The organism is Rhizobium sp. KNZ2-6A (genome assembly GCF_056755475.1).
Genome location: NZ_JBNDIC010000015.1, coordinates 18,263 through 32,044, shown reverse-complemented (window position 1 = coordinate 32,044; position 13,782 = coordinate 18,263). Strand labels below are relative to the sequence as shown.

Annotated in this window: 11 protein-coding genes; 3 read left to right on the top strand and 8 right to left on the bottom strand. The window is 60.0% G+C overall.

Translation table 11 applies throughout. The annotated features are described in order from the left end of the window. Positions 1 to 56 precede the first annotated feature (56 nt). The 3 genes from ACPYOP_RS12780 to ACPYOP_RS12770 all read right to left on the bottom strand — a co-directional run bounded on the left by ACPYOP_RS12780 (position 57) and on the right by ACPYOP_RS12770 (position 4,034). The gene (locus tag ACPYOP_RS12780) at positions 57 to 800 is read right to left on the bottom strand and encodes a substrate-binding periplasmic protein (protein WP_481410761.1); all 744 of its coding nucleotides are present in this window, start codon (positions 798 to 800) and stop codon (positions 57 to 59) included. Between the two features lie 2 nt (positions 801 to 802). Then, positions 803 to 3,169, bottom strand: a complete 2,367-nt coding sequence (locus ACPYOP_RS12775; RefSeq protein WP_481410760.1) for a putative bifunctional diguanylate cyclase/phosphodiesterase — start codon at positions 3,167 to 3,169, stop codon at positions 803 to 805. Positions 3,170 to 3,416: 247 nt separating this feature from the next. Then, positions 3,417 to 4,034 carry a 50S ribosomal protein L25/general stress protein Ctc gene (locus ACPYOP_RS12770; protein ID WP_481410759.1) on the bottom strand — a complete coding sequence of 206 codons (618 nt, stop codon included), beginning with the start codon at positions 4,032 to 4,034 and terminating at the stop codon, positions 3,417 to 3,419. A 298-nt stretch (positions 4,035 to 4,332) separates the two neighbouring features. Here ACPYOP_RS12770 and ACPYOP_RS12765 point away from each other — a divergent pair, with 298 nt between their 5' ends. The 3 genes from ACPYOP_RS12765 to ACPYOP_RS12755 all read left to right on the top strand — a co-directional run bounded on the left by ACPYOP_RS12765 (position 4,333) and on the right by ACPYOP_RS12755 (position 8,607). Continuing rightward, positions 4,333 to 5,775, top strand: a complete 1,443-nt coding sequence (locus tag ACPYOP_RS12765; protein WP_481410758.1) for a hypothetical protein — start codon at positions 4,333 to 4,335, stop codon at positions 5,773 to 5,775. Positions 5,776 to 5,885: 110 nt separating this feature from the next. Further along, the gene (locus ACPYOP_RS12760) at positions 5,886 to 7,346 is read left to right on the top strand and encodes a hypothetical protein (RefSeq protein ID WP_481410757.1); all 1,461 of its coding nucleotides are present in this window, start codon (positions 5,886 to 5,888) and stop codon (positions 7,344 to 7,346) included. 25 nt (positions 7,347 to 7,371) lie between these two features. Next, complete coding sequence (locus ACPYOP_RS12755) at positions 7,372 to 8,607, top strand: MFS transporter (RefSeq protein ID WP_481410756.1); 1,236 nt, start codon at positions 7,372 to 7,374, stop codon at positions 8,605 to 8,607. 13 nt (positions 8,608 to 8,620) lie between these two features. Here ACPYOP_RS12755 and ACPYOP_RS12750 read toward each other — a convergent pair whose 3' ends face one another. From ACPYOP_RS12750 to ACPYOP_RS12730, 5 genes are all read right to left on the bottom strand, one after another. Then, on the bottom strand, positions 8,621 to 9,553 hold the full coding sequence (locus ACPYOP_RS12750; protein WP_481410755.1) for a ribose-phosphate pyrophosphokinase: 933 nt from the start codon (positions 9,551 to 9,553) through the stop codon (positions 8,621 to 8,623). 105 nt (positions 9,554 to 9,658) lie between these two features. Next, positions 9,659 to 10,543 carry a hypothetical protein gene (locus ACPYOP_RS12745; RefSeq protein WP_481410754.1) on the bottom strand — a complete coding sequence of 295 codons (885 nt, stop codon included), beginning with the start codon at positions 10,541 to 10,543 and terminating at the stop codon, positions 9,659 to 9,661. A gap of 55 nt (positions 10,544 to 10,598) precedes the next feature. Further along, positions 10,599 to 11,750, bottom strand: coding sequence for a M24 family metallopeptidase (locus ACPYOP_RS12740; RefSeq protein WP_481410753.1), 1,152 nt, complete (start codon positions 11,748 to 11,750; stop codon positions 10,599 to 10,601). A gap of 1 nt (position 11,751) precedes the next feature. Further along, positions 11,752 to 12,534, bottom strand: a complete 783-nt coding sequence (gene pgeF, locus ACPYOP_RS12735; protein WP_481410752.1) for a peptidoglycan editing factor PgeF — start codon at positions 12,532 to 12,534, stop codon at positions 11,752 to 11,754. 132 nt (positions 12,535 to 12,666) lie between these two features. After that, on the bottom strand, positions 12,667 to 13,764 hold the full coding sequence (locus ACPYOP_RS12730) for a class I SAM-dependent methyltransferase (RefSeq protein ID WP_481410751.1): 1,098 nt from the start codon (positions 13,762 to 13,764) through the stop codon (positions 12,667 to 12,669). Between the last annotated feature and the right edge of the window lie 18 nt (positions 13,765 to 13,782).

Here is a 13,782-nt window from a genome sequence, read left to right as displayed (position 1 = left end):
AATATCGATGCCCTTCACCACAGGGATTTGGCGGCAAAGTCAAGGCGGGGATGCGGTCAGTCGTTAAGGTGGAGGCCGTACTTCAGGAAAATCTGTTTCTGCGTTCCGTCGGCGATCAGCGCATTCAGCGCCGCCTGCATCCTGTTCAGAAGATCGATTGGGAAATCCTTCTGGCAGGCTATCCCCATGGGCTGCTGGGAAAGGATGGTCACCTTCTCCACGGCATTACCCTCGGCTTTCAGCTTGTCGAAATAGAATTCCGAAATGGGCATCAGGTCGATGCGATCGCTCATCAGTTTCTTGAGCGTGGCCTTGAAATCGCTGCCCACGTCGATGCGCGGGAAATTGTTCCGGCGCAGTATCGTCTCCGTATAGTCCTCCCGCCAGGTGCCGACGAGATATTTCCTGGCTTCGCCGATGGTGGCGGCGGCAATCAGCGAACCGCTGTGCTTGATCAGGATGTTGCGATCGATCAGCAATGGCTGCACCCATTTGAAGAGCGGATCGCGTTCTTCATTATGGGCGGTTGCGAAGACGCAGGTCATGGGTTCTGCCAGCGCCTGATTATAGGCCCGCGCCCAGGGCATGATGGCGATGGTATAGTCGGCGCCGATATCGGCCATCACCTTCTGCACCTGTTCGGTGAGGGCTCCGACAGCCGTCTTGCCGTCGCGATAGTTGAAGGGCGGATATTCCTCGGTGGTGAAATGAACGGTTTCGGCGCGGGCTGGAGAGAAAAGGGATAGCAAAAACAGGCTGATTGCAATCGTGAGCAACGGCTTTCGCGTGCGGTTCCTCATCGCTATGACGCCTGTGCTATGGGTGAAGGATGATCCTGCTGCTGGCTCGCGAGTGTCTTTGCCAGGGTATCAGGATGCAGCGGCCGATAGAACAGATAGCCCTGGCCGTAGTCGATGCCCATGGTGCGCAGGGTCGCGCATTCCTCTTCGGTTTCCACGCCTTCGGCAATGACCGTGCAGTTCATCTTGTGCGACAGCGTGGTGATGCTTTCGACGAGCATGCGGCTCTTGGCGCTGACATCGGATGCGGTATCGTTGATGGCGCGGATGAAGGACTGATCGATCTTGATGATGTCGACCGGGAAGCGATTGATGTAGCTCAGCGACGAATAGCCCGTGCCGAAATCGTCGAGCGCGATGCGGCAGCCGTAGCGGCAGATCTCGTTGATGACCATGCGCGTCTCCGGATTGTCGTCCATGAGTACGGCTTCGGTGATTTCGACGACGATGCGCCAGGCGGGAATGTCATGGCGCGAAAGCAGGGTGGCGATGCGCAGCGGCAGTTCGGGCTCGAATTGCAGGGGCGAAAAGTTGATGGCGAGGTAGGTGTCCTGCATGCCGCCGAGACGCGACAGACGTGCGAAGCTGGTGACCGCCTTCTCCATGATGCGGTTGCCGATGCGAATGATCGAGCCGGTCTCTTCGGCGACCTCGATGATGCGGGCAGGGGGCAGGATACCTTTATGCGGGTGGTGCAGGCGCATCAGCGCCTCGAAGCCGACGATCGAACGATCGTCGATATTCACCACCGGTTGCAGATAGGCCTCGAACCAGTCCTCTGCGAGGCCCGCCTCGATATAGCTTTCCAGTTCGGCGCGGCGGCGCGAGTCGTCGAGCATGCCATTGTCGAAGATCTTTGCGCCGTTCTTGCCGTCGCGCTTCTTGGCATACATGGCGATGTCGGACTTCAGCAGCAGCTCGGCGGCATTGGCCGCCTGACGCGGATAGATGGCAATGCCGATGCTGGCGCTGAGGCGAGCATCGCCACCGAAGGGCGCTTCGAAGATCTCTGCGATGCTGGCAGCCATGTCGATGGCTCTTACTTCGGCATCTTCCGCCAGCAGCAGGATCGCGAATTCATCGCCACCCAGGCGGGCGGCGATGTCACCCGAGCTCAGGCATGTCTGCAGGCGGGAGACGAGTTCGCGCAGGGCCGCATCGCCGGCGGCATGGCCCATATTATCGTTGATCCACTTGAAACGGTCGAGATCGATGAAGAGGCACGCAAGTTCGCGTTTGCGCAGATCGGCCTCGTTGATCTTGGCGTCCAACGCGGTCTCGAAGCCCTGACGGTTGAGCAGGCCGGTCAGGTGATCGGTGATTGCCTGCCGGAGGTTCTTGTCCTCGGATTGCTTGAGCTCGGTGACGTCGGTCATGACGGAAAGCGACAGGCCGTCTTGGATCGCGGTAGTCTCCAGAATGAGGACATCCATCACCCGTCCATTCCGGCACTGGAACTTGACGGTGACCGCAAGACGGGCAGCGGTATCGGGATTGCTGTTCTTGCGCTCGACATATCGCGCGCGCGATTCCGGCAGGACCAGGCTTGCAAACTCACGGCCGATCACCTCGGCGCGGCCGTAGCCGGTTGCGGCGAGCCAGTAGTCGCTGACGGCGGCGATGCAATCGTCCTTGTCGAGGGAGAAAAGCATGGCGGGCGTCAGATTATAGGTATCGGTGGCGCGGCGATGGGCAAGCTTCAGTTCGGTTTCATCGCGCTGTAGCTTGCTCTGCATATCGTTGAAGCTGCTGGCGAGCCGCCCCATTTCGTCGTTCGACTGCCAGTCGACATGATGGCGGGAGCCGAGTCGCCGTGTGGCCTCGATGGCGCGCGTCAGGCGCATCAACGGCTGGATGACAAAAATGCGATTGCCGATCAGCGCCGCGCCGAAGACCGTCAGCACTGCGAAGATGAAAATGGAGATGAAGACGATTTCCTCATTCTTCAAACCGTCGAAGAGGCCGAGCTGGGGATAGTAGACCGTGATGGTGCCGAGCCTTTTGGTGCCGTCCACGCCGTTGTAGACGATCGGCCGCGCGACGGACTCCAGATTGCCCTTGTAGGATTTCGGAATGGTGGACTGCGTGACGTCGAGCTGGCCGGAAAGATCGCGCACATTGACCCGAACGATCGCGCCTTCGGCGACCGTCGTTGCGCTGATCTGGGTGACGCTATCCTCATCCAGATCCCACAGCGGCTTGGCAAGGGCCTGGGCATTGGCGACCAGCAGGACGGTTATATGATCCTTGATCTCCTTCTCGGCGCGTTCGGACGACAGGAAAAGAAAAAGGATGAAGAGCGGCGCTACGAAAACCAGCAGCGCACCGCAGACGATCGCGAAAAACCTGTTTTCGACCGAATGGCTCATTGTTCCGTTTGCTCCCCAAGCCATAGACCAGCGGATCTTGGGGGTGCCGCTTTCTACAACTCTTTCGCGTAGATTTTCATGAATCTGTTAAATGTTGCTGAAATTCTGGGGTTAATAGAAATCAACGATAGTATAGATTTCAAGACGTTTGTATTTTTACTTTCTCTAATATTTATCTTCGAGCATGAAAAACCCGCCTTCCCCGAAAGGGGAGGCGGGTCTCGATGCTTCAAGTTGAAGATGCCAATCAGGCGCTGGCTTCTTCGCCGCCTTCTACTTCTTCTTCAGCAAGACCGGCTGCCGGGGCAACGATCGTTGCGATCGTGAAGTCACGGTCGGCGATGACGGGCGTGACGTTCTTCGGCAGCTTCACGCTCGAGATGTGGATGCTGTCGCCGCTCTTCAGGCCGCTGAGGTCAACGGTGAAGAATTCCGGGATCGCATCGGCCGGGCAATGGACTTCGACTTCGTGACGAACGATGTTCAGCACGCCGCCAGCCTTGAGGCCCGGGGACTTCTCGTGGTTTTCGAAGTGAACCGGGATTTCGACGGTGACCGCGGTGTTGCCGGAAACGCGCAGGAAATCGACGTGAACCGTGAAGTCACGGACCGGATCGAGCTGGTAGTCCTTCGGCAGAACCTTGATCTTCTTGCCGTCAACGTCGATCGTTGCGATCGTCGTGAGGAAACCGCCGGCGTGGATGCGCTTCGTCACCTCATTGGTGTTGAGAGCGATAGAAATGGGGGCCTGCTTGTCACCGTAGATGACAGCGGGGATCAGACCATTGCGGCGAAGTTCACGGGCGGACCCCTTACCAACCCGTTCGCGCGCCTCGGCCTTGAGCTCGTAGCTTTCGTGGCTCATAGCTATTCCTTTCGAGGTTATTTGGAGAGTTCATCCGGTCGGCCAGTGCCGTATCAGCTGAACTGGAGGAGGGCGTACCCTGCCTCATCCGCGTTGCCTCCAAGGGTGTCTACGCGGACGCGTGGCGTATAATACAAAGCGGCCAAAGGTGCAAGCACCCCGGAATGCGAAGCTTTGTGGTGGCATTGCAACGGCCGAGACAAGCCTGCGATACCATGTCTATCAACGCCTTGACATATACCGTCGGCCCCATCAACAGTCGAATCCAATCGATCAGGGTCAGAAAGTGAGGTCGGGCATGCGCTCTAGGGTTATTGCCGCCGCCGTTTTTTCCATGGGTCTTGCCGGCGCGCCGCAGGCTGCCGAGCTCAATGAGCAGGGCGCCAAGGATCTTCGCAATATCCTCACCCAATCGCTCTCGCAGGATCTTGCCCGCAGCGATTTCGTGACCGTCAAGCCGGTGGGCGACCAATACGAGATCGTCTACGATCTCGCGAAGTTCTTCGACAAGATCAATTCCCGTGCATTTTCGGTTACAGGCTTCAAACCGCTCTCCCTCTTCGCGCAGCCTGTCGAACAGGGGAGATGGCGCCTGACGGGCGACAACAGCCTCGATGTCGCCCTGCATTCGCCGACGTCCGACCTTGCCTATTCCATTACCTCCAACTCCTTCGACGGCATTTTCGATCCGGCGATCGAGATGATGCGGTCCATGGGCATCAAGAGCAGCGGCGTGAAATTTTCCAGCGTCGGCACCGGCCCCAGGAGCGGGCGCAAGCTCGACGCCACCATCGACAGCCTTTCTTTCGCTCATACCGTCACCGACAGCAGCGAGGCCGGCAAGGTCGACCTGCAATTGCAGGGGACGCTGCAGCGCCTGAGCGAGCAATTCATCGTGCGGCCGGATGGTTCGCCCGTCACCTTTAGTGCCGACAGCGTCGATACGAACCTCACCGCCACCAGCCTGCCGGCGAAGGACCTGCGCGCGCTCATTCGCTTCTTCGTTCAGCACGTCAAAACCAAGCAGCTTTCCGAAAGCGGCAGCGAGAAGTTCGAGCAGCTGGTGCGTCGCGCCTTGCCGGTTTTCGGATCGCTCAACAAGACCGTCACCTTGAACAATGCCCTGGTTGCGACCGACAAGGGCAAAGTCGGCGTCAAGCGCATCGATTACAGCTTCAAGATGGATGGCCTCACCAAGGCCTCCAACGTCAATCTGGAACTGCGGGCCGAGCAGTTCACACCGGATGCGGATCTCATTCCGGTGGCTTATTCGGCCTTCCTGCCGTCAACGCTCGACGTGCAGCTCGGCGTGCCGAACATCGACTTCGCGGGCCTTATCGATACCGGCCTCGACGCGATCGCCCCGCATGCTGCGCCGGTCTCCAGTGAGGCGTTGAAGCGGACGATGTTCCCAAGCGGCTACGGAACGCTGGAGTTTCCGAAGATCAGCGCCACTTCAGGCGTCTATGATGTCGAGATTTCCGGAGCGCTGAAGGGCTCGACCAAGCCGCATGCCGGCTATTCACTGCAGGCGACGATCCTGGCGCGCAATTTCGACAAGACGGTTGCCGCCTTCCAGGATGCCGCCAAGGCGGAACCGCGCTTGAATAAAGTTTCTTTTGGCTTGCTTGCCGCCAAGGGTTTTGCCAAGACCGATACCGACGGTCGCCTGCGCTGGGACATCACGATGGATGAAGATCGGACGGTGACGGTCAATGGTCAAGTGATGAAGAAGCCTTGATGTCTGAGGAGCAGGCCCATGTAGGGGGCGGCAACAGAGTTTCATTCGAAAGACCGATCGGTCCTTTTCGGATTTTCACATTTCTTTTCCATCATATTTGGGGGTGAATTATGCGTTTCAAAGCGATTGCTGCAGCGACTGTCGTCGCTGCCGGCGTTATGGGCGGCGTGCAGGCGGCTGAGGTCAGTGAACAGGGTGCGAAGGATCTCTATGGCAACCTGACTTATTTCCTGCCCGATGATATCGCCAAGAGCGGCGCAATCTCGGTCAAGCCGGTCGGCACTAATTATGAGGTCACCTATGATCTGCAGAAGCTGCTCGACAAGCTGAATGTGAGTGGTTTCAGCATCAGCGGCCTCAAGCCTTTGATGATGCTGGCGACGCCACTCGACAACGGCCTTTGGAATATCGAAGGCAACAATGCGATGGACGTGACGGCGCGTTCCGAGCCTGGCAAGGCCCCCGACAGCGAATTTCGCTACGCATTGGCCTCTTCCACCGTCAAGGGCGTTTTCGATCCCGCGCTTCATTATCTGCGTTCAATGGATATGAAGGGGCAAGGCATTACCTTCGCCACCAAGACGACCGACGAAAACAAGAGCGTCCAGAAGAACGACGCCACCGCCGACAGCATTTCCTACACGCTGTCGTCGGCCGATAGCGGTGAGCCGGGCAGGCTCGATATCAAGATGGATGGCAGTCTGCAGTCGCTCTACAACAAGATCTCGTCGGACGACGAGACGCTGGGCGAAATCAAGATCGCGGCGATCGATTTCAACATGGGCGCGACGAAGCTGCCTCTGAAGGCGCTGAACTCGCTGCTGCAGTTCGTCTCCGAGCACAAGGATGAGAAGACGCTTTCGGATAAGGATGGCGAGGCGCTCAAGGCCTTGGTCATGAGTGCCATGCCGATCGTCGGTTCCTTCGATGAGTCCGTTGCCATAAAGGACATCGCGCTTACGACGCCGCTCGGTAATGGCGGGCTGCAGAAGATGGGTTATTCCTTCAAGATCGCCGGGCCCGCCGATGCCATGAGCGCCGATTTCGGATTGAGTGCGGAAAAGCTCACCTTGGAAACGGGCCTGGTGCCAGAAGACTATATTGCCTTCATTCCCGATGCGGCAGATATCCAAGTGCAGGTGCCGAACCTCAACTTCACCGCCATGATGAATGTTCTGAAGGACACCGATTTCAAGGCGCCGAAGAGCGATAAAGCCATGGACGAGAAGCTGCAGAAGGCCATGTTCCCCGATGGGACGATGACCATCAACTTCCCGAAAATCAGCGCTGTTTCCGGCCTCTATGATGTCGAGGCTTCCGGCAGCCTGCGCGGCTGGCTGGCCGAGAAGGATCGCGTCGCCATGAAGATGACGGTTCTCGCCCGCGATCTCGACAAGACGATCGCGGCCATCCAGGAGGCAGCAAAGACCAAGGCCGATCTTGCTCAGGTCTCTTTCGGCCTGATGATGGCCAAGGGCTTTGCCAAGACGGACGCCGATGGGCGCTCGCGCTGGGATATCGATCTTTCCGATGACGGTCACGTTTCGGTCAACGGCCAGGTCGTGAAGTAAGTCACTTCGAAATCAGAATGCGATCATGTTTGTCCTGAAGCCACTCAGCCAGCGCTCGATTTCTCTTCTATGGGCCGGTCAGGTGCTGGCGGCGACAGGCTCCGAATTCTATATGGTCGCGGTCGTCTGGATCGCGGCCGATTTCATCGGCAGCGATGCGGGATATGTATCCGCGCTGCAATCCGGCGCGCTGCTGCTCGGCAGTCTTTTCGGCGGCATCGTCACGGATCGTTGGCGTCACAGCACCACGATGATCGCGAGCGATCTCGTGCGGGCGGCTCTGCTGCTGATGCTGTCGCTTGCCGGGCTTCTGCATCTGATGAGCCTGCCGCTGCTGGTGGTGCTTGCCGGCTGCATTGCCTTGCTCACTTCCGCATTCGATCCGTCACTGCAGGCAACCCTGCCGACGATTGCGGTCGATCCGGACGTCCGGCACGCGACCAACGGCCTGTTCGATGCCACCCGCCGCATGGCGCGCATTCTCGGTCCGAGCCTGATTGCACTCGTGAACGGGTTTCTGCCGAAATCGCAATTCTTTACCGTGACGGCAGCGACTTTCCTGCTTTCGGCGCTCGCGGTCTGGCTGGCGGTGGCAAGGCTGCCGGCAGCACCGCGCCGACACGAATTTTCCGGAATGGCTGCCGTCGTGGATGGCGTTCTCGGCGGATGGCGCGCGGCGCGCGGCCATGCGGCGATCCTCTATGGCCTGTTCACCAACCTGATGGGTAATATCGCCTGGGCGATGGGAATCCTGCTCGGCATGATCCTGCACTTGCGCGAAATCAGCGCCGATCCGCTGACCGATTATAGCCTGATGATGACCGCTTACGGCGTCGGCAACCTGACGACCAATCTGATCCTGAGCAGCGTCAAGCCGCGTCGGCCGGTTGTCTGGATCATCGCGGCAAAGCTCATCTTCGGAGCCGGAGTCTTCCTGCTGCCGCTGATGCATGACCGCATATGGCTGATGATTGTCGCCTGTTTTGCGGCGATCAACGGGCCGTTCGAGAACCTTGCCATGCTGCATTTGATGCAGACGCGCAGCGAGCCGCATCGGCTGGCGCAGGTTTATCGTCTGCTGATGTGCGCGATCTTCACGGGTCTGCTTTTGGCCTACTTGATGTCGCCGAGCCTATTTGCATGGTTCGGCATCGGACCTTCGATCATGGGATCGGGGGCTGCCGTCTTCATCTCCGGCCTGATCGGTATCGGCCTGCTGGCATGGAGGCAAACGCGTCCTGCCAGAGCAAGGGCCGCCTGAATGCCGTCCGGCCTTAATCGAACAGGCTGGAAACCGATTCTTCCTGGCTGGTGCGGTTGATGGCTTCGCCGATGAGGCTTGCCGTCGAGATGACGCGGATGTTGGGCGCCGATTGCACGGCGGTCGTCGGCTGGATGGAATCGGTGATCACCAATTCCTTCAGCTTCGAGTTTGCGACGCGCGTCACGGCACCGCCGGAGAGAACGCCGTGGGTGATGTAAGCGGTGACGCTTGCCGCGCCCTTTGCGAGCAGTGCATCGGCTGCGTTGCAGAGCGTGCCGCCGGAATCGACGATGTCGTCGATCAGCAGGCAGTCTTTCCCTTCTACTTCGCCGATGATGTTCATCACTTCGGACTCACCCGGGCGATCACGGCGCTTGTCCACGATCGCCAGCAGACAGTCGAGGCGTTTGGCAAGCGCACGAGCGCGCACGACACCGCCGACATCAGGCGAGACGACCATGACGTTGCCGATATCGTAATTCGCCTTGATGTCGCGCGTCAGGATCGGCAGCGCATAGAGATTGTCCGTGGGTATATCGAAGAAACCCTGGATCTGGCCTGCATGCAGGTCGAGCGTGAGAACGCGGTCGGCGCCTGCCTCAGTGATCAGATTGGCCACCAGCTTAGCCGAGATCGGCGTGCGCCCGGAGGCGCGGCGATCCTGGCGGGCATAGCCGAAATAGGGAAGGACCGCCGTGATGCGCCGCGCCGAAGAGCGCCGCATGGCGTCGATCATGATCAACAGTTCCATGAGATGGTCGTTGGCCGGAAATGCGGTCGGCTGGACGACGAATACGTCTTCACCGCGCACGTTCTCCTGGATTTCAACGAAGATTTCCTGGTCCGCGAAGCGCCTGACACTGGCCTTGCCTAAGGGAACGTTGAGATAATTGCAGATCGCTTCGGCAAGATGCCGGTTCGAATTGCCTGCGAAAACCTTCATTGTGGCCCGCCTGTTACCAACCTGATAGCCGCGCTTTTAACCGCCTTGCTCTCGAATGCAAGGGGGAGAAGCGTGTTAGCTTTCATATTTCTGAAAAGCTTGTGGCTATCCACCGCTGGAATCGCGCCAGGAATTGAATTCCGACATGGTTTTGGTGGCAATCTTCTGCATGACGGATGGCGGAACGGCCGACCAAGGGTCGCCGCGCTTCAGTGGCGCGCTTTCCGAACCCTGTATGCGATGCACGCGGTTGCCGTTGCCATCAAGTACATCCCACACATAGGTCACGGAAATCTGCGGGCCGTCCTCGAAGGCGGAAAGATAGCCCTTGAGAATATAGGCGGCGCTGGAATCGCTGGAACTCTTGATCGTCAGGCCGAGGGAGCGGGCATCGGCGCCGAGCTGGCGCGACAGCGGCGTGACGGCGTCGACGGGAGCGCCGATGATCGGCAGGAAGCGGATGCTGTTGCCTCCGGCCGCGGCTGCGGGCGGCAAGGATGCCTGCTGCTGTTGTTGATCGGGTTGTTGGTCTGGCTGTTGATCGTCCGCCGCCTGCTGCTGTGGCTGCGGTTGCGGATCTTCCGACAGGCGCCGGTCTGCTTCGCGCTGCTCGTCGGCCTGCGAAAATTGATCGTTGGCCGGAGCGATGGATGCGGTGCGCGAGCCGTCGAGCGGGCGGGAGGCGTAAGGATTGGTGCCGTTTGATCTCAGCGCCGATGCCTGTTCGTCGAGCGTGCCGCTGCTGCCGTAATTTTGCGGCTGATACGCCTGCTGCGAGGTCTGCTGCTGATAGCCGTAGCTGTCCTGAGAACTTGGATAGGTCTGGCGACGCTGGGGTGCCGCGGCCATGCGCTCGACATCGCGCTGTGTGACCGGGCTCGAGCTGACATCGCCGATCGCCTCGGGCGGCGTCAGAGCGTCCGTGGTATTGCAGGCGGAGAGCGCGAGGCAAATGCCGGCGACAGTCAACGTTATCCTGACCAATCCCATCGACGCGATCCTTTCTCCCGACGGTCTGACCATTCAGGATCGCTATCTTACGCCCCTAACGGTTAAGAAATTCGAGAGGGTGGCGGGAAAGGGCTTTCGGCGCCTGCGATGTCGTCAGATAGGTCTGGCCGAGGGTCATTGCCGTGCCGCTGTCGGAATCCATGATGATCATGTGCACGAAAAGCGACATGTTCTCCTGAATTTCCTGCGGATTGCCCACATGGAACATCTCATGCTCCATCCAGGAGGGCGAGAAGCGCGCGCCGAGCGAATAGCCGCAGGCGTTCAGCCGGTGCCGGGCAAGGCCGCGCTCGTCCATGATCTTGGCATGCATGTCGAAGACGTCGCCGAAGGTGTGCCCCGGCATCAGGATCGTCTCGATTGCCTGCAGGGTTTCCAGGCAGGCGCTGTAGAGTTCGCGGTGGCGATGGCTGGGATTGCCGATGACGACCGTGCGCATCATGGCGGCATGGTAATGGGCGTCGACGCCGGCCCATTCGAGCGTCAGTTGATCATCGGCATCGAGCTTGCGGCGGCCGGACTTGTAGCGGCAGAGCAGGGCTTCCGCGCCAGAGCCGATGATGAATTCGTTGGCGGGATAGTCGCCGCCGCCGGAAAAGACCGCGCCTTGCATGGCGGCGAGAATGTCGGCTTCGTCCGCGCCGGGCCTGATCAGAGACAGGGCGGCGTCCAGGGCATCGTCGGCCAGCGCGGCGGCGCGTTCGACGTGGGCGATTTCCGCGGGGCTCTTGGTCAGGCGCAGGCGGCTTATGAGATAGGAGGCGTCGGCGATCTGGCCGAAACTGGCAAGCTGATGATCGAGCAGGCGGGCGACGCGGCCAGTCATGCCATGGGTATCGTATTCGATGCCGATGCGGGTGCCGAGGAGGTCGAGATCGGACAAAAGTTCCTTGAGATCGAGCGTCGGGTCGGCATTGACACGATCGACCCAGATGCGAATGTCGGTGATAACGGATGTAAGCTGTGCCTGGCGAAGGTCAGCCGAGCGCGTCAGAAGCGTCAGCGAGCCGTCCGCCTTGACGACCAATGTCTGGAAAAAGCAATAGCCGAACGTATCGTAGCCGGTCAGCCAGTACATGCTCTCCTGGGCGAAGAGCAGCATGGCATCGAGCTTTTCTTCCTGCATCCTCGCCAGCAGCCGCGCCAGACGAGCATCGTATTCGCTGCGTTCGAAATACAAGGCCATATCAAGCTGCCTCCCCAATGGCGATGGCGGAAATCTGTCGTCCGTAATCCGGCTCCTTGGCATGGGTCGTGCGCCGATAGGAGAAGAAGCGCTCCGCGTCCGGATAGGTGCAGAGGTTCAGGCTTTCGGCCGTGACGCCGGCCTTGCGCAGGCGATCGACGGTCAGGGACGGCAGATCGAACATGGCGTGGCCATCTCGCTTAGAAGGGGCGAAGTATTTCGCATAGCCGGGATCGTGGGCGAGGAAGCGCTCGACGAATTCGGGGCCGACCTCATAACTAGACTGGCTGATCGAGGGGCCGAGGCAGGCAATGATTGCCTCGCGTCTCGCGCCAAGTGCTTCCATCGCATTGATGGTGTTTTCCAGGACGCCGGTCAGCGCGCCCTTCCAGCCGGCATGGGCGGCGCCGATGACCCGGTTTTCCGGATCGGCGAAGAGGATGGGTCCGCAATCGGCGGCGAGCACGCCAAGCGCGATACCCGGCGTCGCCGTTACCAACGCGTCGGCTTGCGGGCGGCTGCCGTCATATTGCGCGCCGATCGTCACGACATCGGGAGAGTGGACCTGGTGGACGGTGGCAAGCTGATCGAGTGGAAGGCCGAACCAGCCGGCGACGCGGCGGCGGTTCTCCTGCACGCGGTCGCGATCGTCGTTCGAGCCGAGGCCGACGTTCAATCCGCGATAGAGGCCTTCCGAAATGCCGCCGGCGCGGGTGAAATAGCCATGGCGAATGCCGGTAGCCTCGGCGGCGCTCAGCAGCGTGCTAGCAATTGGTGTCGGCAACTGGAGCGTCCTTGATTCTGGTTTTGCCTGTCGTGCTTGACATAACGCAGCCGCGGCGAAGCAGTTCGATCTCGCCGGGATGTTGGCCCAGCCCGACGCGCGCTGTCAATCCGCAGGATCGATGGTCAGGTTTCAGCCGACAGGGCGAAAGGGCAGGAGGTCGATCGCCGGGCTGGAAACGGCAAGCACCTTGAAAAGCTCCCCCATCTTGCCTTCGCCGGCGCCTGCGAGCCTCTCTACGGCGACGCGGATGTTCTCCTGCGTCGCCACATCCTGATCCCGGCCGAGGGCGGCCGCGCGTTCCAGCAGGCCGAGCCCGACCAGGAAATCGCCCTGATGACAGCAGCCGTTGATGTGGATGCCGGAGGCAAGCGCGGTTTGTGCCAGATGCTGGAAATCGACATGGCTGGTGAGATCCGCCTCGCCTGGATGTTCCAGCGGCGGGTCGTATTCATGCATGCGCACAGCCTGCAGCGTGTCGCCGAAGCTCGTCGCCATGTGACCGTAGTCGATGGCAAGCGCCGTGCCGCCATGCGCCGCCAACCGGTCGCAGATCGTCGTCATGACGGCTTGGCGGGCAGGGGCGACCTCGAACACCGAGCCGATCGGCGGAAGCCCGCCTTCCGGAAGAAGCGTGGGATCGAGCGTGGCGACGCCGGTTGTGAAGGTAAGTTCGTCGTTGACATCGAGGCCGACCGCGCGCTCGCGGAAGCCATTGGCGGTGCGAACGAACTGGCGGATCGGAATGGCATCGAAGAGCTCATTGGCGGCAATCAGTGTGAAGCCATCAGGCACTTCGCCGAAATCGGTGTGCCAGGAGATTTTTGCGCCGTAGGCTTCGAGGGTCTGCCGCTGGAAGCCCTGCAGGCGCTCGCTGGTCTCGACCAGATGCACGGTCATAACTTCATAGAGCGGCGGCGCGAGCTTGCCGATGACGCGCAGCATGTCCGACATCATCGTGCCGCGACCCGGGCCGATCTCGACGAGGCGCACATCGGCCGGCGTTCCATGCCGTTGCCAGGCGTGCACCATGAAGACGCCGATCATCTCGCCGAAAAGCTGACTGATTTCGGGTGCGGTGACGAAGTCGCCGGACTGGCCGAAGGGTTCGCGTGTCTTGTAATAACCATGCGCCGGATCGGCGAGACACAGCGAAAAATAATCCGTGATGCTCAATGGTCCGTTGGTGCGGATGATGGCTTTGATTTTTTCCCCGAGCGCCGTCGTCATTCTTTGCTTTCGCTAATG

Bases quoted from the DNA above. Each gene is read 5' to 3' on its own strand.
- ACPYOP_RS12755 (WP_481410756.1), top strand. From the start codon at position 7,372: ATGTTTGTCCTGAAGCCACTCAGCCAGCGCTCGATTTCTCTTCTATGG.
- ACPYOP_RS12740 (WP_481410753.1), bottom strand. From the start codon at position 11,750: ATGGCCTTGTATTTCGAACGCAGCGAATACGATGCTCGTCTGGCGCGG.
- ACPYOP_RS12750 (WP_481410755.1), bottom strand. From the start codon at position 9,553: ATGAAGGTTTTCGCAGGCAATTCGAACCGGCATCTTGCCGAAGCGATC.
- ACPYOP_RS12770 (WP_481410759.1), bottom strand. From the start codon at position 4,034: ATGAGCCACGAAAGCTACGAGCTCAAGGCCGAGGCGCGCGAACGGGTT.
- ACPYOP_RS12760 (WP_481410757.1), top strand. From the start codon at position 5,886: ATGCGTTTCAAAGCGATTGCTGCAGCGACTGTCGTCGCTGCCGGCGTT.
- ACPYOP_RS12745 (WP_481410754.1), bottom strand. From the start codon at position 10,543: ATGGGATTGGTCAGGATAACGTTGACTGTCGCCGGCATTTGCCTCGCG.
- ACPYOP_RS12730 (WP_481410751.1), bottom strand. From the start codon at position 13,764: ATGACGACGGCGCTCGGGGAAAAAATCAAAGCCATCATCCGCACCAAC.
- ACPYOP_RS12775 (WP_481410760.1), bottom strand. From the start codon at position 3,169: ATGAGCCATTCGGTCGAAAACAGGTTTTTCGCGATCGTCTGCGGTGCG.
- ACPYOP_RS12780 (WP_481410761.1), bottom strand. From the start codon at position 800: ATGAGGAACCGCACGCGAAAGCCGTTGCTCACGATTGCAATCAGCCTG.
- ACPYOP_RS12765 (WP_481410758.1), top strand. From the start codon at position 4,333: ATGCGCTCTAGGGTTATTGCCGCCGCCGTTTTTTCCATGGGTCTTGCC.